20 protein-coding genes are annotated in these 21,945 nt (G+C 67.3%); 14 read left to right on the top strand and 6 right to left on the bottom strand.

Annotated features, from left to right (window positions below):
* Nucleotides 1-7 precede the first annotated feature (7 nt).
* Both LC068_RS04135 and LC068_RS04130 read right to left on the bottom strand, forming a co-directional pair.
* The gene (locus LC068_RS04135) at nucleotides 8-1,351 is read right to left on the bottom strand and encodes a sensor histidine kinase (RefSeq protein WP_226634758.1); all 1,344 of its coding nucleotides are present in this window, start codon (nucleotides 1,349-1,351) and stop codon (nucleotides 8-10) included.
* A 24-nt stretch (nucleotides 1,352-1,375) separates the two neighbouring features.
* Nucleotides 1,376-2,113, bottom strand: a complete 738-nt coding sequence (locus LC068_RS04130; RefSeq protein WP_226634757.1) for a response regulator — start codon at nucleotides 2,111-2,113, stop codon at nucleotides 1,376-1,378.
* Nucleotides 2,114-2,195: 82 nt separating this feature from the next.
* Between LC068_RS04130 and LC068_RS04125 the strand changes: the two genes are divergently transcribed.
* A complete protein-coding gene (locus LC068_RS04125) occupies nucleotides 2,196-3,071 on the top strand; it encodes a branched-chain amino acid aminotransferase (protein ID WP_226634756.1) in 876 nt (291 codons plus the stop codon).
* Here the strand turns inward: LC068_RS04125 and LC068_RS04120 are convergent.
* Both LC068_RS04120 and LC068_RS04115 read right to left on the bottom strand, forming a co-directional pair.
* On the bottom strand, nucleotides 3,068-4,000 hold the full coding sequence (locus LC068_RS04120) for a DUF4349 domain-containing protein (RefSeq protein WP_226634755.1): 933 nt from the start codon (nucleotides 3,998-4,000) through the stop codon (nucleotides 3,068-3,070). The two genes, LC068_RS04125 and LC068_RS04120, sit on opposite strands and share 4 nt — an antisense overlap.
* 66 nt (nucleotides 4,001-4,066) lie before the next feature.
* Complete coding sequence (locus LC068_RS04115) at nucleotides 4,067-6,352, bottom strand: pre-peptidase C-terminal domain-containing protein (protein WP_226634753.1); 2,286 nt, start codon at nucleotides 6,350-6,352, stop codon at nucleotides 4,067-4,069.
* A 165-nt stretch (nucleotides 6,353-6,517) separates the two neighbouring features.
* Between LC068_RS04115 and LC068_RS04110 the strand changes: the two genes are divergently transcribed.
* On the top strand, nucleotides 6,518-7,792 hold the full coding sequence (locus tag LC068_RS04110; RefSeq protein WP_226634751.1) for a NupC/NupG family nucleoside CNT transporter: 1,275 nt from the start codon (nucleotides 6,518-6,520) through the stop codon (nucleotides 7,790-7,792).
* Between the two features lie 29 nt (nucleotides 7,793-7,821).
* The gene (locus LC068_RS04105; RefSeq protein ID WP_226634749.1) at nucleotides 7,822-8,442 is read left to right on the top strand and encodes a glutathione S-transferase family protein; all 621 of its coding nucleotides are present in this window, start codon (nucleotides 7,822-7,824) and stop codon (nucleotides 8,440-8,442) included.
* A 3-nt stretch (nucleotides 8,443-8,445) separates the two neighbouring features.
* Here the strand turns inward: LC068_RS04105 and LC068_RS04100 are convergent, their stop codons facing one another.
* Nucleotides 8,446-8,880: a PaaI family thioesterase gene (locus LC068_RS04100; RefSeq protein WP_226634746.1), complete on the bottom strand. Its 435-nt coding sequence runs from the start codon at nucleotides 8,878-8,880 to the stop codon at nucleotides 8,446-8,448.
* A gap of 48 nt (nucleotides 8,881-8,928) precedes the next feature.
* On the opposite strand from LC068_RS04100, the gene LC068_RS04095 reads away from it, so the two are divergent.
* The 10 genes from LC068_RS04095 (at nucleotide 8,929) to flhA (ending at nucleotide 19,593) form a co-directional block, all read left to right on the top strand.
* Nucleotides 8,929-9,228, top strand: a complete 300-nt coding sequence (locus LC068_RS04095) for a DUF3253 domain-containing protein (protein ID WP_209116573.1) — start codon at nucleotides 8,929-8,931, stop codon at nucleotides 9,226-9,228.
* A 27-nt stretch (nucleotides 9,229-9,255) separates the two neighbouring features.
* Entirely contained in the window at nucleotides 9,256-10,236 is a 981-nt protein-coding gene (locus tag LC068_RS04090) for an alpha/beta fold hydrolase (RefSeq protein WP_226634744.1), read from the top strand.
* A gap of 96 nt (nucleotides 10,237-10,332) precedes the next feature.
* Nucleotides 10,333-11,421 (top strand): Glu/Leu/Phe/Val family dehydrogenase, encoded by a 1,089-nt coding sequence (locus LC068_RS04085; RefSeq protein WP_226634742.1) that lies wholly within the window; start codon nucleotides 10,333-10,335, stop codon nucleotides 11,419-11,421.
* 123 nt (nucleotides 11,422-11,544) lie between these two features.
* Entirely contained in the window at nucleotides 11,545-13,185 is a 1,641-nt protein-coding gene (gene fliF / locus LC068_RS04080) for a flagellar basal-body MS-ring/collar protein FliF (RefSeq protein ID WP_226634740.1), read from the top strand.
* Nucleotides 13,186-13,193: 8 nt separating this feature from the next.
* Nucleotides 13,194-14,219, top strand: a complete 1,026-nt coding sequence (gene fliG, locus LC068_RS04075; protein ID WP_226634738.1) for a flagellar motor switch protein FliG — start codon at nucleotides 13,194-13,196, stop codon at nucleotides 14,217-14,219.
* Complete coding sequence (locus tag LC068_RS04070) at nucleotides 14,219-14,878, top strand: FliH/SctL family protein (protein WP_226634736.1); 660 nt, start codon at nucleotides 14,219-14,221, stop codon at nucleotides 14,876-14,878. Before fliG ends, LC068_RS04070 begins: the two co-directional genes overlap by 1 nt.
* Entirely contained in the window at nucleotides 14,875-15,207 is a 333-nt protein-coding gene (fliN, locus tag LC068_RS04065) for a flagellar motor switch protein FliN (RefSeq protein WP_209116567.1), read from the top strand. Before LC068_RS04070 ends, fliN begins: the two co-directional genes overlap by 4 nt.
* A 36-nt stretch (nucleotides 15,208-15,243) precedes the next feature.
* Nucleotides 15,244-16,617 (top strand): sigma-54-dependent transcriptional regulator FlbD, encoded by a 1,374-nt coding sequence (gene flbD, locus LC068_RS04060; RefSeq protein ID WP_209116565.1) that lies wholly within the window; start codon nucleotides 15,244-15,246, stop codon nucleotides 16,615-16,617.
* Nucleotides 16,618-16,628: 11 nt separating this feature from the next.
* Nucleotides 16,629-17,498 (top strand): class A beta-lactamase, encoded by an 870-nt coding sequence (bla, locus tag LC068_RS04055; RefSeq protein WP_226634733.1) that lies wholly within the window; start codon nucleotides 16,629-16,631, stop codon nucleotides 17,496-17,498.
* A 10-nt stretch (nucleotides 17,499-17,508) separates the two neighbouring features.
* A complete protein-coding gene (gene flhA / locus LC068_RS04050; RefSeq protein WP_226635454.1) occupies nucleotides 17,509-19,593 on the top strand; it encodes a flagellar biosynthesis protein FlhA in 2,085 nt (694 codons plus the stop codon).
* 7 nt (nucleotides 19,594-19,600) lie between these two features.
* On the opposite strand, the gene LC068_RS04045 is transcribed toward flhA, so the two are convergent.
* On the bottom strand, nucleotides 19,601-20,308 hold the full coding sequence (locus LC068_RS04045) for a hypothetical protein (protein WP_226634731.1): 708 nt from the start codon (nucleotides 20,306-20,308) through the stop codon (nucleotides 19,601-19,603).
* Between the two features lie 117 nt (nucleotides 20,309-20,425).
* Between LC068_RS04045 and LC068_RS04040 the strand changes: the two genes are divergently transcribed.
* Nucleotides 20,426-21,934 (top strand): sensor histidine kinase, encoded by a 1,509-nt coding sequence (locus tag LC068_RS04040; RefSeq protein ID WP_226634729.1) that lies wholly within the window; start codon nucleotides 20,426-20,428, stop codon nucleotides 21,932-21,934.
* Nucleotides 21,935-21,945 lie beyond the last annotated feature (11 nt).

The raw sequence follows: 21,945 nt of genomic DNA, 5'->3' as shown, positions 1-21,945 counted from the left end.
GCCCATACTAACCCGGAAGGCGAATTCGCGCCATCAGGCCACCCAGCGGGCTGCGACCAAGCGTGATATCGCCGCCATGACTGCGCGCGACATCGCGGGCAATGGCCAGTCCGAGGCCCACACCTTTCCGGTTCTGGTTGCGGGATGCATCGAGCCTGGAGAAGGGCCGGAAGGCTTCCTCGTGCATCTCCTCGGGGATGCCGGGCCCGTCGTCCTCGATCGCGATTTCCAGACTGCCGGACGGCAGGCGGCGGGCGGACAGGCGCACGGTGTCGCCATGGGCCGCCGCATTCCCCACCAGATTGGCCAGGGCCCGGCGAAAGGCGAGGGGGCGCACGGTCGTCGTCAGGTCTTCGGGCGCCTCGACCTCGACCGCGGCGCCGATGCGGCGCGCATCCTCGGCGGCCTGGGCCAGAAGCTCTTGGACCGACAGGGTTTCCGCCGCCTCGCCAGCCTCGCCCTGGGCGAAGGCGAGATATTCGTCGATCATATGCTCCATCTGGTCGAGATCGCCTTGCATGGCGGCCGCGCGCTTGAATGGGGGGGCGAGCGCCAGTTCGAGCCGCAGGCGGGTCAGGGGGGTGCGCAGGTCATGACTGACCGAGGCCAGAAGGGCGGTGCGCTGGTCGATGTGGCGCTGGATCCGGTCGCGCATGTCCATGAAGGCGCGGGCCGCGGCCCGGACCTCGCGCGCGCCATGCGGCTTGAACCGTTGCTGCATCTCTCCCCGACCAAAGGCCTCGGCCGCCTCTGCCAGGCGCTCGATGGCCCGGACCTGATTGCGGATGAACAGGATGGCGACGGACATCAGCAGGACCGTCGCAGCCAACAGCCAGACGACGAAGATGTGGGCCTGGGTCGCGACGGCGCGCTCGCGCGGGGCGATGATCCGCATGACGCCGTCGCCGATCTGGACCTGGATGTCGACATAGTTGGGATAGCGCGTCGTATCGAACCAGAAGGGCCGGTCAAGGCGCGCCGCCAGTGCCGCCTCGAGCGCCCGGTCGACGACCCCGATGGGCCCCCGGCGCACGTCGTCGGGCAGGGCCTTGGCCTCCTGCCAGGCGATGGACAGCGACAGGGTCCGCTCGGCCCGTCCGGCCAGCGTCTCAAGGGTTTCGGGCGTCGGATCCTCGGCATAGGTCTCGACCGCCCAGGCGATGTCACCGGCCAGACCGTCGGACAGGCGGGCATTCACCGTCTGCCAATGGGCATCGAAGAAGGCCCAGGTGACGAACACCTGCATCAGCAGGACCGGCAGGACGATGATCAGCAGGGACCGGCCCCAGAGCGAGGTCGGCAACCGTCGCTTGAGGAAGCGCGTCCAGACGGTGGACGGAAGGAGTTTCATGGGCCCGGCCCGGTCCGCTGTGCGTCAGTCGGGCGCCAGCATATAGCCGACGCCGCGCACGGTCTGGAGATAGCGAGGGTTCTTGGGGTCGGCCTCGAGCTTGCGGCGCAGACGGGTGACCTGCACGTCGACGGCCCGCCCGGTGATGTCGGCGGTGTCGGGCGACAGGGCCATCCGCTCAACCGGGGCGTGGGCGTGGATGGCGAGGGTCTTGAGCAGTTGGGCCTCGGCCTCGGTCAGGCGCTGCGGCCGACCGCCCCGCATCAACTCAAGCCGTTCCATGTCGAAGACGGCATCGCCCAGCTTGATCTCGCGCGGGGTCAGGGGCTTGCCGCCCGTCCGGCGCAGGATGGCGTCGATGCGCAGCGCCAGCTCGCGCGGATCGAATGGCTTGGACATGTAGTCATCGGCCCCGCGCGACAGACCCTCGATCCGGTCGCCGGCCTCGCCGCGGGCGGTCAGCAGCAGGACGGGCGTCTGCGAGGTTTCGGCCTTATTACGGACCCAGGTCGTCAGGTCGAGGCCGCTCTCGCCGGGCATCATGATGTCCAGCACCACCAGATCGAACTCGATCAGCTCCATCAGGCGGCGGGCGGCGGCCGCGTGGGCGGCGCCGGTCACGCGATAGCCTTCGCGGGCCAGATATTCCTTGAGCAGTTCCCGGATGCGGTCGTCGTCGTCGACGATCAGCAGGTGCCGGCCCGAGCCGGCGCCCGCCACCGGGCCCGAACGCCCATGCGACCGCGTGTCGGAGGTGCTCATTGCATCCCCTCGCACCGGGTGACGTTGACGTGAGCGAAACCGGGGGCTCTAACCCGAGCACAGCTAAGGGAGACTTTGTTCAATGGCCTTCGTTCCTTTCGACGACCGTGACGGCTGGATCTGGATGGACGGCGATTTCGTGCCCTGGCGCGACGCGAAAACGCACGTTCTGACCCATGCCCTGCACTATGGCTCGTCGGTGTTCGAGGGTGAGCGTATGTACGATGGCGAAATCTTCAAGCTGACAGAGCACAGCGAACGCCTGCGCCGGTCTGCCGAACTCCTGGATTTCGAACTTCCGTACAGCGTGGCCGAGATCGACGCAGGCTGCAAGGCGACGTGCGAGCGGATGGGGCTGAGCGACTGCTATGTGCGGCCCGTCGCCTATCGCGGTCCGGAGCAGGTCAGCGTCTCGGCCGGCAAGACCAAGGTTCATGTGGCCATCGCCGTCTGGGACTGGCCCAGCTATTTCGACCCCGAAACCAAGGCCAGGGGCATTCGCCTCGAATGGGCCAAGTGGCGCCGGCCCGATCCGACGACCGCGCCCACGACGGCCAAGGCCGCGGGCCTCTACATGATCTGCACCCTGTCCAAGACGGCGGCCGAGAAGCGGGGCTATGCCGACGCCATGATGCTGGACTGGCGCGGCTATGTCGCCGAGGCCACCGGCGCCAACGTCTTCTTCGTGCAGGACGGTGTGATCCACACCCCGCCCGTCGATGCGATCCTGGACGGCATCACCCGCCAGACCGTGATTGCCTTGGCCGAGTCGAAGGGCATTGAGGTCGTGGTGCGCCACATCCGGCCCGAAGAACTGTCGACCTTCTCGGAATGCTTCCTGACCGGCACAGCCGTGGAGGTGACCCCGGTCAGCGAGATCGGCGAGTACCGCTTCACGCCGGGCGCGCTGACCCTGGATCTGATGGAAACCTATTCGCGGCTGGTGCGGCGGGCCTAGACGGTCGGCGGAGGCCGGCGCTCGCGCCGGACGCGCACCCAGCGGCGCACCAGCCAGCCCACCGGCACCAGGATCAGCGCAAGGGGCAGCAGGCCGGCGACCAGATAGATCAGCCCGCCAAGGGTCGCCATGAAGACTCGCAGCGAGTTGGCGAATGCATTGCCGACAGGGCTGAAGGCGCTGTTCGAGGCGAAGCGGGTCTCGGACTGATAGGTGATCGTCAGCTGGGACATCGCGACCCGATCCCGAAGCACGGCGAGGGCCGAGCGGGTCGCATCCAGTTCGCCTTGGACCCGGGCCAGCTCCCGCTCGGTCTGCAGGAGCTGTTCCAGCGGGCCGCTGCGGGTGGCCAGCAGCTGTTGCAGCCGGTCGCGGAGGGTCTCGAGGGCGCGGAGCCGGGCTTCGGTGTCCGTCAGGGACCGGCTGAGATCCTCGGCATCGGTCTGGCTGGAGGCGATCCGGCCACCGGCGTCGTCCGCCTGTCCCTCCAACCCGGCCCGGAAGGTGGTGAGCCAGGCGGGTGTCGCCCTCAACCTGAGGGACGCCGAGACCTGGTCGTCGCCATAGGCCTGGCTCTCGGAGCCCAGAATCTGGCAGAGGCGCGGCCCGGCCTCGACGCAGGCGGCCTCGTGGCGGCTGCGCATCGGGTTGACCTGATCCGAGGGCAGGTCCAGCGCATAGCGATAGCTGTAGGCGATGGTGCTGACCGGCTGGACCGCTGGCACTGGCGCGCCCGAATATGCCCCCGCTTCGGCGGATGTGGCGGCGGCGTCCTTTGCCTGCATGGGGCTGACCGGTGCCGCGGGCGCAATTTCCATCATGGCGACATCGGCGGAGCCATACTCGGCCGCCGAATTGTCACGCTCGCCATCACAGGCAGAAAGCCCCAGCGCGATCGTCAGCGCCCCCAGCATCATGGTCCGTCGCATCTCACCCTCCTCGGTCCGATCACGGTTCCGTGATCTGGAGCCCGGATCAGGGCGAAAGGATGACCGTCAGCCGCGATCGATCCGGATCACGACATCGTCGACCTGCACGCCGCCGCGCTCCACGACGAGGTGCTGGTAGCTGCGCTGGCCGTCCATGGTCTGGGTCTGGACGTCCATGACCTCGGCCGCGAACTTGCGCCGCAGATAGGTGGTCAGTTCACCGGCGGTGATCAGATCGTCGCCGTCCATATTGGCCTCGCCCGTCAGTCCGGTGCGCAGGAAGTGGGACAGGTAGCCCCCGGCCTGGAACTTCACGGCCACCTGGCTGGTCAGGTCCTCTTCCGAGCTGAACAGGCCGATGACGCCGGGGCGGTCCACCACATTGCGGGCGAACCCGCCCGAGAAGCAGCTGTCCAGCACGATCAGGGACAGGCGGGTATCGAGCGTGTCGAACAGCTCGGCCATCTCGGCGTCGGTGATCAGGCCATCGCGCATGACGATGCTTTCCGTCCGGCCGTCCGGCTCCAGCGCGCTGTAGCTGCCGGCTTCCTGCGAGCCGTGGCCCGAGTAGAAGAACAGGAAGATGTCGTCCGGTCCGGCCTGGGCCGCGACCTCGGCAAAGGCCTGGCGCACGCCGTCGACCGTGGCCTCGGCATCGGTCAGCACGATGCTGGCGGGGTTCAGTACGCCTTCGCGGCGCAGGTCCTCGGCCAGTTTGAGCGCGTCGTCGGCCGTATAGGCGAGGTCGCCGGCAAAGCCGCCATAGTCCGAGATGCCGACCATGATAGCGAACACGCGCGGCCCGCCCTGCACACCAGCCTGACGCGGTGTGCCCATGCTGAGGCCCGCGGTCAGGCTGTAGGCCCCGACCTCGCCCGGCGCAAAGCTGGTGACCGAGACGGTGTAGTCGCCGTCGGCGGGCAGGGTGACGTCGATCCGGCTGTTGGTGCCGTTGGGCCCGTCATCGTTGTCGGCCGACATGTCGTCGGGACCGCGCATGAACAGATAGGTGTCGAAGGCGCTGGACTGCAGGTCGAGGGCCACCCGATCTCCGCGCCGCCCCGAGATGACATAGCGGTCCGCGTACTCGCCGGTGGTCAGTTGCTCGTCGCTCGCCGACAGGCTGCCGGTGAGCGAGACGCCGTCCGCAAAGCTGTTGCCCGCGCGGGTTGACGCCGCCGTCTGCACGCTTCCGGCGTCCGTGCTGCTGAGGGCCAGGCGATAGGTGCCGGTCTCGCCCGGGGCGAAGCTCGTGGCCACGACACTGTATTCCCCGGTCGCCGGCAGGGTCAGGACCAGACGGCTGTTGACGCCGTCCTCGCCGCTCTCGTCGTCATCGTTGGCGACGGCGAACTCTCCCGGGCCCTGCACGAACAGATAGGGGTCGAATTGGTCCGAGCGCAGGGTGACCTCGATGTGGTCACCCGCCTGTCCCGAGAAGGTGTAGATGTTGATGTATTCGCCCGAGCGCAGGGTGTCGTTGCCGTCCTGCAGCCGCCCGGTGATTGTCTGGCCGAGGCGCAGGGCCGAGGTGCCGCCGCCGGTGGAGGCGACATTCGTTACGCCTCCGGCCTCCTCGAGGACCAGGGTATAGGCTCCCGTCTCGCCCACCTCATAGCTGGTGGTGATGATCGAGACCTCGCCCGTGTCGGGCATGACGAATTCGATGCGGCTGTTGCGGGTGCCCCGGCCGGTCTGGTCGTCGTCATTGTCCTCGCTGACGCCTTCTCCGCGGACCATCAGATAGGGGTCAAACTCGGCCGAGTTCAGCCGCACGACATAGGTTTCGCCCGGCGTTCCGGAGAAGGACCAGCTGTCGGCATATTCCCCGCTGGAGATCGCGCTGTCCGAACTGGACAGCTGGCCGGCGCTGGTCCCGGTTTCAGCCCGGCCCCCGCCCCGGGCCGCGATCTGCGGACCGGTCCCTTCCACGAGGGACAGCGAATAGCGGCCGCTTTCGCCTGGAGAAAAGGTGGTCGCCTGGATGCGGTACTGGCCGTTGGCCGGCAGGCGCACGGTCAGCTGGGAATCGACGTCACCCTCATCGCGGTCATCGTTGAACTCGGCGAAGCCGGACGGCCCCCGGATCATGACGTAGGAGTCGACCTCGCCCGAGGACATCTGGATCGTGACCTGCTGTCCGGCCCGGCCCTCGAACACATAGACGTCAACATATTCGCCCGAGGTCAGCTGGGCGTCGCCGTCCTGCAACCGCCCTTGGACCTCACCCCCGAGACGGATCGGGTCCTGGGCCTGCGCCGGCCCTGCCAAGGCCATCAGGCCGGCCACAGCCGCGAAGGCCGCACCTGCAAGCGAGCGAAAATCTCCGAGGCCCCGTTTCGAACCGGTCATGGCGCGTCTCCCCCCAATAGAGGGCGCCAGACTATCAACGGTATGCGGGCCCGCAAGACTGTCTGAACCTGACGAAACTGCAGCGCGCGCAACTTGCTCTTGCCAGCGGGCGCGGGGTGGCGTTCAAGCCGGACAGGACCGCGCGCAGGCGACGGGGGAGTGCCGATGTTCACCACACTGAATGCCCAGAGCATGCTGGGCCTATGCGTCGTTGTCGCGATCTGCTGGCTGCTGTCCGAGAACCGCAAGCGCTTCCCTTGGCGGCTGACCCTGGGCGCCGTGGCGGTGCAGGCCGGGCTGGTGCTGGCCCTGTTTGCCATTCCCGGGTCCCAAGGCGTGCTGGCGGCCATAACCGGCTCGGTCGATGCCGTCGGCGCCGCCACCAATCAGGGGGCGCAGTTCGTGTTCGGCTATCTGGCGGGGGGCGATCAGCCCTATGCCGTCAGCAATCAGGGGGCACTGTTCACCTTCGCCTTCCAGGTGCTGCCGCTCATTCTGGTCATCTCGGCCCTGTCGGCCCTGCTGTGGCACTGGAAGATCCTGAAGGCGATTACGTATGGCTTCGGCCTGCTGTTCCAGCGGACCATGGGGCTGGGCGGAGCGTCGGCGCTGGCCGTCGCGGCCAACATCTTCCTCGGCATGATCGAGAGCCCGATCGTCATCCGCGCCTATCTGGACAAGCTGACCCGATCCGAGCTGTTTCTCATGATGGTGGTCGGGCTGGCGACCGTCGCCGGCTCGACCATGGTGGCCTATGCCGCCATCCTTGCCCCCGTGCTGCCCAATGCGGCGGGTCATGTGCTGGTGGCCTCGATCGTCTCGGCCCCCGCGGGGGTGCTGCTGGCCCGCATCATGATCCCCGAGACCCCGGGGCAGGGCGGCGAGGTCGCCGACTATTCCGCTTCGCTGAAGTACGACTCTTCGATCGACGCCATTGTGAAGGGCACGTCGGACGGTCTGATGGTGGTGCTGAACATCTCGGCCGTGCTGATCGTGTTCGTCGCGCTCGTGGCCCTCGTGAACACCATGATCGGCGGTTTCTGGCTGTTCGGGGAGCCCGTCTCGGTCGAGCGGCTGCTGGGCTGGCTGTTCATGCCGGTGGCGTGGCTGACCGGCGTCTCCTGGGCCGACGCGGGCGAGGCCGGGCGACTGCTGGGCGTGAAGCTGACCCTGACCGAGTTCGTCGCCTTCATCGAACTGGGCAAGGTGCCACCCGAGACGATCAGCGAGCGCACCCGGATGCTGATGACCTATGCCCTGTGCGGCTTCGCCAACATCGGCTCGGTCGGCATCACGGTGACCGGCTTGTCCGTCCTGATGCCCGAGCGGCGCACCGAGGTGCTGGGCATGGTGTGGAAGGCGCTGGCGGCCGGCTTCATGGCGACCCTGATGACCGCCTCGGTGGTCGGCGCCTTGCCCGCCGGGGTGTTCGGCGGCTAGGGTTTCGAAACGCAACCGAGAGACCTGCCATGAAGCTCTACGACAGCCATCGCGCTCCCAATCCGCGCCGGGTGCGCTGGGTCATGGCCGAGAAGGGCATCGAGGACGTCGAGGTCGTGCAGGTCGACCTGCTGGCCGGCGAGCACCGGACGCCGGAATACCGGGCGAAGGTCGGGGTGCCGCACGTACCTGCGCTGGAGCTGGACGACGGCACCTGTATCTCGGAGTCGGTCGCCATCTGTCGCTATCTGGAGTCGGTCTATCCAGAGCCGAACCTGTTCGGAAACGACGCCCGCGAGCAGGCCATCGTCGAGATGTGGACGCGGCGTTGCGAATTCTATCTGGCCAATCCGGTCATGCTGACGGTCCGCTTCACCCACCCGGCGCTGGCGGTGCTGGAGGCCACGCCCCAGCCGCAGGTCGCTGATTACAACCGCGTGGCCGCCGAACGCTTCATGAAGACGCTGGATCGCCATCTGGAAGGCCGCGAGTTCATGGCACTGGACCGGTTCACCATTGCCGACATCGTCGCCGTGGTCGGGCTGGATTTCGCGCGGCTGATCAAATACCGCCCGCCGGTCGAGCTGGAGAACCTCAATCGGTGGCTGGACGCTTGCCGGGCCCGCCCGGCGGCCAAGGCCGGCGTCTAGGGGTCAGTCCCGCGGCCGGAATTTCCGGATGACGCCCGAGAAGGTCATCAGCACCCGCTCGCCGGCATTGATCTGGCCTCGGACGAAGATGAGGCTCCGGCCCGCGCGGATCACCTCGCCGGTCGCCTCGACCAGTTCGCCGACATAGGCGCCGTCGATGAAAGTCGAGTCCAGCTGGACGGTGACGCCCGAGGCGCCTTCCATCTCCTGATAGGCTGTCTGGAACAGGGCGATGTCGGCAAAGGTCATCAGGCACCCGCCGTGCATCCGCCCGCCCGCATTCATGTGCTTGGGCTCGGCCCGGAAGGCGCAGCGCATCCGCCCGTCGGGGTCCGGGCGGAAGTAGAAGGGGCCGACCACCTGGTCGAAGGTGCCGTGCAGGTCATAGGTCTTCCAGCCGGCGAACTCGCCCTCGGTAACGGTGATCTTGGCGACCATGATGATCCTCTGCTTCTTCTTCGTCCCGCAATGCCGCATATAGGGGCAATGAGCGACCCCATCGAAGCCACCATTCTCGAAAAACTCGAAGCGCTGGGCCCCGGCAAGAGCATCGAACCGGCCGACGTGGCCAAGATCCTTCAGCCGGAGCAGTGGCAACGCATGCTGCCGCGCGTCCGCACGACAGCGCTGGGGATGATGCGGCAGGGGCGGCTGGTGATCACCAAGAAGGGCAAGCCGGTCGATCCCTCCAGCTTCAAGGGGGTAACGCGCCTGCGCCTGCCGACGGCCGAGGAAGCCGAGGCCCATGCCCGGGCCAACCCTCCGGCCGCGGACGATGCGGACTGATCCGGGGCAGTCGGTGTGCGGGTCGTAATGCGATCCCTGCTGCTGATCCTCGCCCTGGCCCTGACGGGGTGCGCGGGGCCCTATGCCCAGTCGCCGCTGGTGCCGCCCGAGCGTCTGGTGTCGGCCAGCATGACGGGGGACCGGTTCCTCATGCCGGACGGCGCCGCCTTGCCCTATCTGCACTGGGCACCGGAGAACGGTGAGCCCTGGGCGGTGATCGTCGCCCTGCATGGCATCAATGATTCACGGGCGGCCTTCCGTTTGGCCGGGCCCTGGTGGGCCGAGCGGGGCATTGCCACCTACGCCTATGACCAGCGCGGCTTTGGCGACGCACCGGGGCGTGGGCTGTGGGCCGGAGACCTGATGGCGCAGGATCTGGGGGAGGTGGTGGCTCTGGTGCGGGCGCGGCACCCCGGGGCGCTCATCGCGGTTGCGGGGGAAAGCATGGGCGGCGCCGTGAGCATCACGGCCTTTGCCTCGGAGACGCCCCCTGCCGCCGACCGCCTGATCCTGCTGGCGCCGGCGGTCTGGGGCTGGTCCAGCCAGCCGCTGCTGTACCGCATGTCCCTGTCGGTAGCGGCCTGGACCTTCGGCGATGTGGCGCTGGAGCCGCCGGAATGGGCAGCGGATCAGGTGCTGGCCACAGACAATCTGATGGAGCTGATCCGCAGCGGACGCGATCCGGACCAGGCGCTGACCACGCGTTTTGATGTGCTGTATGGCCTCGTGGACCTGATGGAGCATGCCGGACAGGGGCTGGGGCAGGTGCAGGTGCCCACCCTGTTCCAGTACGGTGCTCACGATGACCTGGTGCCGGATCGGGCAGTCCATCAGGCCCTGGAGAGAGCCGGCCCGATGCCGAACCTGCGCACCGCCTTCTACGAGGACGGCTACCACATCCTGAACCGCGATCTTCAGGCTGTGCGGGTATTTGAGGACGTCGAGGCCTGGCTGCGGGATACCCGGGCGGCCCTGCCCTCGGGCGCGGGGCCGATCCGCGTTCCCTGAACCGCGTGACCCTGCGTAAGGTCAAGCTTGCTCCGCCCGGGTAACCCGCGTATCAGCGCCCGCAACAAAAATACCCAGGAAAGGCTCGTAAAGGGCATGACACTGTTCGATTCGCCGTCGTTCGCGAACCATGAGGGCGTGCACGCCTTCTATGACGAAAAGACCGGCCTCAAGGCTATTGCTGCGGTGCACTCGACTGCGCGCGGTCCTGCCGTGGGCGGCACCCGTATGTGGAATTACTCCACGGCGGCCGAGGCGCTGGAGGACGTCCTGCGTCTGTCGCGCGGCATGAGCTACAAGAATGCCGTGGCCGATCTGGAGATGGGCGGCGGCAAGTCGGTGATCATCGGCGACAGCCGAACCCAGAAGACGCCGGAACTGTTCCAGGCCTTCGGTCGCGCCATCAACACCCTGGGCGGTATCTACTACGCCGCCGAGGACGTCGGCGTCTCGGTCGAGGATATCGCCGAGGCCCGCAAGGAAACCGAATATGTCGTCGGCCTGTCGGGCGGCAAGGAAGGCTCCGGGGATCCCAGCCCTGTGACTGCCGAGGGCGTGTTCCGCTCGACCCTGACGGTTGCCCGCCGCCTGTGGAAGCAGGACGACCTGACCGGCCTGACCGTCGCGGTTCAGGGCATCGGCCACGTGGGCGGCTATCTGGCGGACAAGCTGCACAAGGCCGGCGCCAAACTGGTGATGACCGACGTCAACACCGGCCTGCTGGAAGAGGTGTCGGCCCGCACCGGCGCCGAGGTCGTGGCGCCTGACGCCATCTATGACGTCAAGGCCGACATCTATGCCCCCTGTGCGCTCGGCGCGACGCTGAACCCGCAAACTCTGGACCGGTTGTCGGCGAAGGCCGTGGTCGGGGCCGCGAACAACCAGCTGGCCACGCCCGGGATCGGCCGCATCCTGTTCGAGCGCGGCGTGCTGTACGCCCCCGACTATGTCGTCAATGGCGGCGGCATCATCAATGTGGCCTCGGAAATGGCCGCGCGGAACAGCGGCGGTGCCTATGATCCGGCCTGGGTCGAGGGCAAGCTGGCCCGCCTGATGGAGACCCTGGACGAGGTGCTGGAGCGTTCGGAGCGCGAGCAACGCCCGACCCACGAGGTCGCTGACTCCATCGCCGAGGCCCGCATCCAGGCCGCAGCGGACGAGAAGGCGCGCGCCCGGGCCGCGTGACCGGGCAGGGTTAAACCCGCTTAAGCACCTTTCTGCCCCGTCTCTTAACGCGCCGTTTACTATGGGGGCGGCACTTTCTGCCTAGCGGGCGTGTCGCCTGTGAGTAGGGGTGTAGAGGCTCGCGTGGGCGGCTTTTCAGCGGCGGTGCAGAGGTTTGGGATCGGGCGGCTGGCTGCCCTGGCGGGGGTTGCCGCCGGGGTGGCTGCGGTGCTCGCCGTGCTGATGCTGCGCATCGGCCAGGCCCCCGATGCCTTGCTCTATTCCAACCTGGACCTGCGCGAGGCGGCCGAAATCACTTCGGCCCTCGATACGGCGGGCATCAAATATTCGTCGCGCGGCGACGGCTCGACCATCTTCGTCAGCCGCGACGAGGTGGGCACGGCCCGTATGCTGGTCGCCGGCAAGGGCATCGTGACCAGCGGCTCGGTCGGCTACGAAATCTTCGACAACCAGTCGGTGCTGGGCCAGACCGAATTCCAGCAGAACCTGAACGCCAAGCGTGCCCTGGAAGGCGAGCTGGCGCGCAACATTATGACCCTGCGCGGGGTCACCATGGCGCGCGTGCTGATCGCCCTGCCCGAGCGGGCCCTGTTCCAGGCCGAGGCGGCCGAGCCCACGGCGTCGGTCGTGGTGGGGCTGGGCGGGCGCGACCTGACCGCCGACCAGATCCGCGGCATTCGCTCGCTGGTGGCGTCCAGCGTGCCGAACCTGAAACCGACCCGCGTCACGGTGATGGATGACACCAATCGGACGCTGGCGGCCGGCGGGGACGAGGACGGCTTCTCGGGCGCCAGTGCTGACCGGATGAAAGCGACCACCGAGGCCCAGCTGCAGGCCCGGGTCATGGACGTGGTGCAGGGCATTGTCGGCCCGGGCGCTGCGCGGGTGCAGGTCACCGCCGAGATCGATCACAGCCGCTCGACCACCCAGGAGCAGCGCTTCGACCCTGACGGTCAGGTGGTGCGCTCTATGGCCACCAACGGCTCGACCTCGCAGGACACCTCCGGCCAGTCGCTGGCGGGTGCGACGGCGACCGAGAACATCCCCGGCGGTGATCCCGCAGGCATGGTCGCGGAAGGCTCCAGCCGCGAGGACATGACCGAGACCACCAACTACGAGATCTCGAACACGACCACGACGACAGTCCGTGAGCCGGGCGAGGTCAAAAAGCTGGCGGTGGCCGTGGCGGTCGATGGCGTCTGGACGCCGGGCGCGGATGGGGCCGAGCCGACCTATGCGCCGCGCTCTCCCGAGCAGATCGCCCAGATCGAGGAACTTGTTAAGGCAGCGGTCGGCTTCAGCGCCGAGCGGGGCGATGTGGTCCGGGTCAGCAATGTCGAGTTCAACCGCCAGTCGGCGCCGGGTGGCGGGACCGAGGCGGGCAACGGCCTGTTCGATTTCACCAAGAACGACATGATGCGCGGCATTGAACTGCTGGTGCTGCTGATCACCGGCATCCTGCTGATCCTGTTCGTGCTGCGGCCTCTGCTCAAGGCCACGACCGGTGGCGGCGCGGCCGGCGTGCCGGCGATGGCCGGCGCGGGCGGCAATGGCGTGACGGCCGTGCAGACCATGCCGGTCGGCGCGTCGGGTCAGGCCGCGGCCGGGCAGCTGACCGGTCCGACCGACATGGAGCAGCGCCTGGATATCGCCCGCATTGAGGGTCAGGTGAAGGCGTCGTCGGTCAAGAAGGTCTCGGAGTTCGTGGAGCGGCACCCGGAGGAGTCGACATCGATCCTCCGCAATTGGGTGCATGAAGGCTGATGGCGCGGATGGTCGCACGCAAGCCGTCGGTCGAGGACGCCCGCAAGCTGACCGGCCCGGAAAAGGCTGCCGTGGTGCTGCTGTCGCTGGGCGAAGACCACACCCGTCTTTGGGAAGGTCTGGACGACGACGAGATCAAGGAAATCTCCCAGGCGATGGCCTCGTTGGGCACGGTGAGCTCGAGTGTCGTCGAGGAACTGCTGCTGGAGTTCGTGTCGGGCATGACCGGCTCTGGCGCCGTCATGGGCAGCTTCGAGCAGACCCAGAAACTGCTGTCCTCCTTCATGCCGCCCGATCGGGTCGAAGGCCTGATGGAGGAAATCCGCGGTCCGGCCGGCCGGACCATGTGGGACAAGCTGGGCAATGTGAACGAGGCGGTCCTCGCCAACTATCTGAAGAACGAATACCCCCAGACCGTCGCGGTGGTCCTGTCGAAGATCAAGCCGGACCATGCCTCGCGCGTGCTGACGGCCCTGCCCGAAGACTTCGCCATGGAGTGCGTCCAGCGCATGCTGCGCATGGAGCCGGTCCAGCGCGAAATTCTCGACAAGATCGAACAGACCCTGCGGACCGAATTCATGTCTAACCTGGCGCGCACGTCCAAGCGCGACAGCCACGAGATGATGGCCGACATCTTCAACAGCTTTGATCGCCAGACCGAGGCGCGCTTCATCGGCGCGCTGGAGGAGCGCAATCGCGAGGCGGCCGAGCGCATCCGCGCCCTGATGTTCGTGTTCGAGGACCTGGCCAAGCTGGACCCCGGCGGCATCCAGACCCTGCTGCGCGCGGTCGAAAAGGACCAGCTGGCCCTCGCGCTGAAGGGGGCGTCCGAGTCCCTGCGCGAACTGTTCTTCGGCAACATGTCCGAGCGCGCCTCCAAGATCATGCGCGAGGACATGGAGTCGATGGGCCCGGTGCGCCTCAAGGACGTCGATGCGGCGCAGATGGCCATGGTCCAGGTCGCCAAGGATCTGGCGGCCAAGGGCGAGATCATGCTGGTCGGCCAGGGCGGCGATGACGAGTTGATCTACTGATGACCGTAGCCCCCATCCCCGCCCAGCCCTTTTCCTTCGACACCGAGTTCGATGCGACCGGCAATGTCGTGCGCGCCTCGGCCTGGCAGCCGGTCAAGCGGGCGTATTCACCGGCCGAGGTCGAGGCCTTGGTGGCCGAGGCGCGCAGCGAAGGCCGGGCCCAGGCCCTGGCCGAACTGGACAGCCGCCGCGCACAGGCCATCGCCGACCTCAGCGCCGCCCTGGCCGCCAGCCTGCCGCGCCTCGGAGGGGTGATCGAGACCTATCGCGAGCAGACGGCCGAACTGGCGCTGGCGACCGGTCGGGCGCTGGCCTCGACCGCGCTGGAGCGCATGCCCCGTGCGGCCTTGCAGGCGGCGCTGGAGGAACTGGGCCGCGAGATCGACGCCTCGCCCCGACTGGTCGTCGCCATGGCCGGTCTGGACGATGCGGCCCGCAGCGAGATCGAAGCGCTGTGTGCCAGCACGGGCTATGCCGGGGCCGTCCGCTTCCGCGAAGAGCCGGGTCTGGCGACCGCCGCCTTTGAACTCGAATGGGCCGACGGCCGCGCCGCCTTTGATGTGGCCGAAGCCTATGCCCGGCTGGAAGCCGCCGTTGCGCGGGCGCTGGCCGCCGACCGAACCGAACCCTCAGCCTCGTCCGAAGGGATGAACTCATGACCGTCGACAATCTGCCGCTCGAGGAATTCGATCACGGGGTCCAGCCCGTCTCGGCCGACGACAGCGTGGACAAGTCCGCCAGCGACCTGGCGCCCGTGTTCGACGTGCCGGTGAACATCTCGGCCGTGCTGGGCAAGTCGCAGATGTCGGTGGCGCAGCTGCTGAAGCTGACCAGCGGCTCGGTGCTGGAGCTGGACCGCAAGGTCGGCGAGGCGATCGACATCTTCGTCAACAATCGACTGGTGGCGCGCGGCGAGGTGGTGGTCGTCGAGGACCGGCTGGGCGTGACCATGACGGAAATCATCAAGACCGAGGACGCGGGCGCCTGATCGGCGACCGACAGTGAGATTTAGAGGAGAAGACCCATGCGGCTTCTGGTAGTTGGCAGACTGAGCGGGCAGCTGGCCTCGGCCGTGAAAATGGCCATGGCGCACGGCGCCAAGGTGCATCACGTCGAGCGGGGCGATCAGGCCACCGAGCAGCTCCGGCGAGGGCAGGGTGCGGACCTGCTGATGGTCGACTACCGCGTCGACATCGCGGCCCTGATCGCAGCCAATGAGGCCGAGCGCATCCATGTGCCAGTCGTTGCCTGTGGCGTCGATGCCGGGCCGGACGATGCGGCCGCCACCATCCGGGCCGGGGCCAAGGAGTTCATTCCCCTCCCGCCCGAAGCCGATCTGATCGCGGCCGTCCTGTCGGCGGTTGCCGATGACGAGCGCCCCCTGATCTCGGCCGATCCGTCGATGAAGGCGGTGATCAGTCTGGCCGATCAGGTTGCGCGCTCGGAGGCCTCGATCCTGATCACCGGGGAAAGCGGCGTCGGCAAGGAAGTCATGGCGCGCTACCTGCACCAGAACTCGCGCCGGGCCGAAAAGCCGTTCATCAGCGTCAACTGCGCCGCCATTCCCGACAATCTGCTGGAATCCGAACTGTTCGGGCACGAGAAGGGCGCCTTCACCGGCGCCGTGGCCCGCCGCGTCGGCAAGTTCGAGGAGGCCGATGGCGGCACCCTGCTGCTCGACGAAATCAGCGAAATGGATGTCCGCCTGCAGGCCAAGCTGCTGCGGGCGCTGCAGGAACGGGTCATCGACCGCGTAGGCGGCACGACGCCGGTCAAGGTCGACATCCGCATCATCGCCACCTCGAACCGCGATCTGGCGCGGTCGGTGTCGGAAGGCACCTTCCGGGAAGACCTGCTCTATCGCCTGAATGTCGTGAACCTGCGCCTGCCCAGCCTGCGTGAGCGCCCGGCCGACATCCCGGCGCTGGCGGACTTCTTCGTGCGGAAATATGCGACGGCCAATGGCGTGCCCGGCCGGCCGCTGTCGGCCGATGCGCGCCGCGCCCTGATGGCGCACCGCTGGAACGGCAACGTCCGGGAACTGGAAAACGCCATGCACCGCGCGGTGCTGCTGGCCCAGGGCCCGGAGATCGACGTCGACGCCATCCGCCTGCCGGACGGTCAGCCCCTGACGGGCGCCGTCCAGGACACCGGCCCCGCCGGTCGCGCGGCCCAGACCGCCGATGCCGTGACCCGGGCCTATGTCGGCCAGACGGTGGCCCAGATGGAAAAGACGCTGATCCTCGACACCCTGGGGCACTGCCTGGGCAACCGCACCCATGCGGCCAACATCCTCGGCATTTCCATCCGCACCCTGCGCAACAAGCTGAACGAATACGCCGACGAGGGCACGCCGATCCCGGCGCCCCAGTCCGGCATTGCCGCCGCCGTCGGCTAGGGAGCGAGAGCGTGGATCGCAGAAGCGTTCTGACCGGCATGGGCCTGTTCACCCTGGCCGGCTGCACCGGAGCCGGGACCTCGCCTCAAGGTGACCGTCCGGGAATCGACCTGAGCGATCTGGAAGCCCGTCAGGGCGGCCGGTTGGGTATTCAGGTCGTGGGCGCCGATACGGTCGGTTGGCGCGCGTCCGAACGCTTCACCTATTGCTCGACCTTCAAGCTGTTTCTGGCGGCCGCCGTGCTGCAACGGGCTGATCGGGGCGAGATGCCGCTGGACCGGGAAATCCCGATCACCGAGGCCGACATGGTCTTCCACGCGCCGGTGACCGGCGATGCGGTGGGCAAGACGCTGTCGGTTGAAGCATTGTGCAAGGCCACGGTCGAACTGAGCGACAACCCGGCGGCCAATATCCTGATCCGCGAAATGGGCGGGCTGGATGCCTGGCGGGCCTGGTATCGCGGGATCGGCGATACGGTCACGCGTGTGGACCGGCTGGAACCGGCCCTGAACGGTGTGGGCGACGAGCGCGACACGACAACGCCCGAGCAAACCGCCACCAACCTCGGGAAGGTTCTGTCCCCCGATGCGAGCCTGCTCACGCCGCCGTCGCGCGAGCGGCTGATGAGCTGGCTGATCGAAACTCCCACGGGACCGAACCGGCTGAAGGCCGCCGCGCCGCTGGGCTGGACGGTGGCGCACAAGACCGGCACCAGCAACGCCGGCCCGGTCAACGACATCGGCCTGATGCTGCCGCCGCAAGATCAGCCTGTGTATGTCGTCGCCTACTATCAGGGGCCGGAAACCGACAACTTTGCCGAGGGCGAGGCCATTCTGGCCGAGGCTGTCCAGCGCGTTCTGAAGGCGGCCGGGCATGACTGATACCCCCGTCATGATGAAGGACGGCATGGCCCGACCTTCGGGCAAGGACATGCTGGGCTGGATCGCGCGCGGCGAGGTCGGCATGGCCGTCGGCGTGATCGGCGTCATCCTGCTGCTGATCCTGCCGATCCCGTCCTTCCTGATGGACATGCTGCTGGCGATCTCGCTGATCTCCAGCGTGCTGATCCTGATGACGGCGCTGATGATGAAGCGGCCGCTGGACTTCGCCATCTTCCCGACGGTGCTGCTGGTCTCGACCCTCTATCGGTTGGGCCTGAACCTGGCCTCGACACGGCTGGTGCTGACCAGCGGTCACGAGGGCGGCGATGCGGCCGGCAAGGTGATCGAGTCGTTCGGCGCCCTGATGATGGGCGGCAGCTTCATCATCGGGATCATCGTCTTTGCGATCATTCTGGTGGTGAACTTCGTTGTCATCACCAAGGGCTCGACCCGGATCGCCGAAGTCTCGGCCCGCTTCACCCTCGACTCCATGCCCGGCAAGCAGATGGCCATCGACGCCGACCTGTCGGCCGGCCTGATCGACGAGGCGCAGGCCAAGATCCGCCGCAAGGAGCTGGAGCAGGAATCGACCTTCTTCGGCGCCATGGACGGTGCGTCGAAATTCGTGCGCGGCGATGCCGTGGCCGGCCTGATCATCGTCTTCATCAACATCATCGGCGGCATCCTGATCGGAACGCTGCAGCACGGCATGCCGATCGGCGAGGCCGCCTCGGCCTATGTGCAGCTGACCATCGGCGACGGCCTGGTCACCCAGGTGCCGGCCATCATCATCTCGATCGCCGCGGGCTTTCTGGTGTCGAAGGCCGGCGTCGAAGGCTCGGCCGACAAGGCGCTCGTCAGCCAGCTGGCCACCAACCCTGTCAGCCTCGGCATGGTGGCCGGGGCCTCGGCCCTGATCGGCCTGATCCCGGGCATGCCGCTGCTGCCGTTCTTCGCCCTGGCGGCGGGCGCGGGCTTCATGGCCTGGCGGCTGGGCCGGGCCCGGCTGAAGCCCGAACCGGTCGAGGCGGCCGAATCCGCCAAGCCCCGCGAGGATGTCGAGGAGCCGATCCAGACCGCCCTCAACATCGACGAGGTCAAGATCGAACTGGGCTATTCGCTGCTGGCCCTGATCAATGATCTGGAGGGCCGCCGTCTGACGGATCAGGTCCGCGCGCTCCGCCGCTCGCTGGCGCAGGAGTACGGCTTCGTCATGCCGTCGGTGCGCATCCTCGACAACATGCGCCTCGGCACCCAGGGCTATGCCATCCGCATCAAGGAGATGGAGGCCGGGACCGGCGAAGTGCGTCTGGGCCAGCTGCTGGCCATGGATCCTGCGGGCCGTCAGGTCGAGCTGCCCGGCGAACACACCAAGGAGCCGGCCTTTGGCCTGCCCGCGACCTGGATCGATGAGTCCCTGCGCGAGGAGGCGACCTTCCGCGGTTATACGGTCGTGGACCCGTCGACGGTGCTGACCACCCACCTGACGGAGATCCTCAAGGAGAACATGGCCGAGCTGCTGTCCTATGCCGAGGTGCAGAAGCTGCTGAACGGTCTGGAGGGCGAGGAGAAGAAGCTGGTCGAGGACCTGATCCCAGGCTCGGTCACCGTCACCACCCTGCAACGGGTGCTGCAGTCGCTCCTGAAGGAAAAGGTCTCGATCCGCGACCTGCCCGCCATTCTGGAAGGTCTGGCCGAGGCGGCGCCGCACACCAGCTCGGTGACGATCCTGGTGGAGCATGTGCGCTCGCGTCTGGCCCGCCAGCTGTGCTGGCAGCACAAGGGCGACGACGGCGCGCTGCCGATCGTCACCCTGTCGCCCGAGTGGGAGCAGGCCTTCGCCGAAAGTCTGGTGGGGCAGGGCGAGGACAAGCAACTGGCCATGGCGCCCTCACGCCTGCAGGACTTCATCCGCGCGACGCGCGACGTGTTCGAGCGCGCGGCCATGGCGGGCGAGACCGCCGTCCTGCTGACGGGCCCGCAGGTCCGCCCCTATGTGCGCTCGATCATCGAACGCTTCCGCGGCCAGACGGTCGTGATGAGCCAGAACGAAATCCACCCGCGGGCGCGCCTGCGCACCCTTGGTCAGGTCTGACGACGGATCAGTTGACCTCGGTCCAGCCCTCGGACGAGGCCTGCCGGGCGGCTTCATTGGTCGGGCGGGCGATCAGGCCGGATTGGGTGATCCAGACCTCATACTCCGCGCCGTCGGCCATCGGCATATAGGCGCCGCCGCCATACAGGGTGTCGACGGCATCGACATAGCGGCGGTACTTGCGCGCCATGTCCCAGGCATTGACGCGCCAGGACAGGGCATCGGGCTGGTCGCCGCCGCTCAGGGCATGCACGCTGCGAATGCCCTCGCGCTCCTGCTGGATCGACTGGTAACGACCCGACAGACGGTCCAGCCGGTACTGGGTGTCCAGACCCAGTACATTGGCCCAAGGCTTCCAGCGCAGGACCTGGGCCTCGATGCGCCATTCGTCGCCATGCAGCGGATAGGTCGCCGACACAGGCTCGCCCGTCTCGCTCGCGGCCGGCTGGGTGACGGTCGTCTCGAAATACTGGGGTCCCAGTTGCTTGACGCGGATCGTGGCGACCGGGCGCTCATAGGTCAGGCGGGCATAGGTCTGGACGTTCATGCCCAGCAGGGCCGCGATGACGGCTGCGGCCGCCAGACCGCCCCCCCCGATGGCGCCGAGCCCGCCCGACAGGAAACGGCCCCTGAAGAAGGCGCCCAGACCGCTGAGCAGAAAGATCACGCCCGCCACACCGACGATCGCCGGGATTATCCACCACCACCAGACCATGTCTTCCCCCTGAATCCGCGCGTTAGAACAATGGTAACCGTAAATCCTTGGTACGTGGAAGGTTTCACCGGAGACGCGACTGGACTTGCACCGGCCACCGGTTAAACGTGCGCGCCGATGGAATGGAACATTCGCGAAAATCTGGTCACCTTCAGCCGGTTCCTGCGGACCGGCGGGCTGGGACGATCCTTGCTGGGCCTGCTGTCACTGGCCTTTGTACTGCTGCTGATCGTGAACCTCGCGACCTTCTTCATGATCGGTCGTACCACCGAATTCCATGAAACCGTGGACCGCAGCCACCGGGTGCAGACCGCCGCGCGGGACCTGCTGATCCGGCTGGTGGATGCCGAGACCGGCCAGCGCGGCTATCTGCTGACGGGCAGTCAGGAATTCCTGACCATCCACGACGAGGCCATCCGCGACCTGCCGGGCCTGATGCAGGCGCTGGACGACCTGACCGCACAGGATGCGGAGGTGCGGGACCGGGTGGATCGCCTGCGCGAGATGGCACGTGAGCGGATCGGCATCATGGAAGCCACCATCTCCCTGGGTCGCGCCCAAAGGTCCGGGGATGCCATCGGCATCGTCCGCGAGGGCCGCGGCAAGGAACTGATGGACCAGATGCGGGCCGAGATATCCGCCATCGACGCGATCGAGGAAGAGCGCTGGGCGTCGCGGCGGCAACAGTCGGAATGGTCCGCAGGTGCTACGGTCGGCATCAATGCCCTCGCCGGCATACTGATCCTGATGCTGGCCGGCATCGTCGCCTGGATGGTGATGCGCTATCTGCGCCAGATGCAGTCGGCGCAGATGGAGCTGGATCGCATCAATGCGAATCTGGAGAACGAGGTCCGGGACCGCACGGGCGATCTGATCCGGGCCAACGAGGAAATCCAGCGCTTCGCCTATATCGTCAGCCACGACCTGCGCGCGCCGCTGGTGAATGTGATGGGTTACACCTCGGAACTCGAGACGGCGGGCCAGATCATCGATCGCCAGATGTCCAGGGTGGAAACCGAGGCTCCCGACCTGATGGAAAGCGACGCCCTGCTGGCGGTGCGCGAGGATGTGCCCGAGGCGATCGGCTTCATCCGCGCCTCGACCGAGAAGATGGACCGGCTGATCAACGCCATCCTCAAGCTGTCACGGGAGGGCCGGCGGGTGCTGACCGCCGAACCGATCGACATGACGAAGATGGTTCAAAAGATCGCCGACGCCGTGAACCACCAGACGGAAAGCGTGGGCGCCGAGGTCGAGGTCACGGACCTTCCGGGGCTGACAGGGGACCGCCTGTCGCTGGAACAGGTATTCGGCAATCTGATCGACAATGCGGTGAAATACCTGTCGCCCGACCGCCCGGGTCGCATCCGGGTGGAGGGCGTGGACCTTGCCGACGGCATGGTGGAGTACCGGATCATCGACAACGGCCGGGGCATTTCAGACCGCGACCACGAGCGGATTTTCGAACTGTTCCGGCGGGCCGGCAAACAGGACCAGCCCGGCGAAGGCCTGGGCCTGGCCTTCGTCAAGAACAGCGTCCGCCGCATGGGCGGGGACATCACCGTGGAGTCGAAGCTCGGTGAAGGCTCGACATTCCTCCTGAAATTTCCGAAACGGCTGAGCTAGTCGAGAAGGGA

Source organism: Brevundimonas poindexterae, from assembly GCF_020524625.1.
GTDB classification, from domain to species: domain Bacteria; phylum Pseudomonadota; class Alphaproteobacteria; order Caulobacterales; family Caulobacteraceae; genus Brevundimonas; species Brevundimonas poindexterae_A.
This window is presented reverse-complemented; position numbering and strand designations above follow the sequence as displayed.

Excerpts from the sequence above, each read along its gene's own strand:
- LC068_RS04115 (WP_226634753.1), bottom strand. The coding sequence starts at position 6,352 with ATGACCGGTTCGAAACGGGGCCTCGGAGATTTTCGCTCGCTTGCAGGT.
- fliN (WP_209116567.1), top strand. The coding sequence starts at position 14,875 with ATGACCGTCGACAATCTGCCGCTCGAGGAATTCGATCACGGGGTCCAG.
- LC068_RS04135 (WP_226634758.1), bottom strand. The coding sequence starts at position 1,351 with ATGAAACTCCTTCCGTCCACCGTCTGGACGCGCTTCCTCAAGCGACGG.
- LC068_RS04085 (WP_226634742.1), top strand. The coding sequence starts at position 10,333 with ATGACACTGTTCGATTCGCCGTCGTTCGCGAACCATGAGGGCGTGCAC.
- LC068_RS04090 (WP_226634744.1), top strand. The coding sequence starts at position 9,256 with ATGCGATCCCTGCTGCTGATCCTCGCCCTGGCCCTGACGGGGTGCGCG.
- LC068_RS04130 (WP_226634757.1), bottom strand. The coding sequence starts at position 2,113 with ATGAGCACCTCCGACACGCGGTCGCATGGGCGTTCGGGCCCGGTGGCG.
- fliG (WP_226634738.1), top strand. The coding sequence starts at position 13,194 with ATGGTCGCACGCAAGCCGTCGGTCGAGGACGCCCGCAAGCTGACCGGC.
- LC068_RS04125 (WP_226634756.1), top strand. The coding sequence starts at position 2,196 with ATGGCCTTCGTTCCTTTCGACGACCGTGACGGCTGGATCTGGATGGAC.
- flhA (WP_226635454.1), top strand. The coding sequence starts at position 17,509 with ATGATGAAGGACGGCATGGCCCGACCTTCGGGCAAGGACATGCTGGGC.
- LC068_RS04095 (WP_209116573.1), top strand. The coding sequence starts at position 8,929 with ATGAGCGACCCCATCGAAGCCACCATTCTCGAAAAACTCGAAGCGCTG.
- LC068_RS04110 (WP_226634751.1), top strand. The coding sequence starts at position 6,518 with ATGTTCACCACACTGAATGCCCAGAGCATGCTGGGCCTATGCGTCGTT.
- LC068_RS04120 (WP_226634755.1), bottom strand. The coding sequence starts at position 4,000 with ATGCGACGGACCATGATGCTGGGGGCGCTGACGATCGCGCTGGGGCTT.
- LC068_RS04040 (WP_226634729.1), top strand. The coding sequence starts at position 20,426 with ATGGAATGGAACATTCGCGAAAATCTGGTCACCTTCAGCCGGTTCCTG.
- LC068_RS04105 (WP_226634749.1), top strand. The coding sequence starts at position 7,822 with ATGAAGCTCTACGACAGCCATCGCGCTCCCAATCCGCGCCGGGTGCGC.
- flbD (WP_209116565.1), top strand. The coding sequence starts at position 15,244 with ATGCGGCTTCTGGTAGTTGGCAGACTGAGCGGGCAGCTGGCCTCGGCC.
- LC068_RS04070 (WP_226634736.1), top strand. The coding sequence starts at position 14,219 with ATGACCGTAGCCCCCATCCCCGCCCAGCCCTTTTCCTTCGACACCGAG.
- LC068_RS04045 (WP_226634731.1), bottom strand. The coding sequence starts at position 20,308 with ATGGTCTGGTGGTGGTGGATAATCCCGGCGATCGTCGGTGTGGCGGGC.
- LC068_RS04100 (WP_226634746.1), bottom strand. The coding sequence starts at position 8,880 with ATGGTCGCCAAGATCACCGTTACCGAGGGCGAGTTCGCCGGCTGGAAG.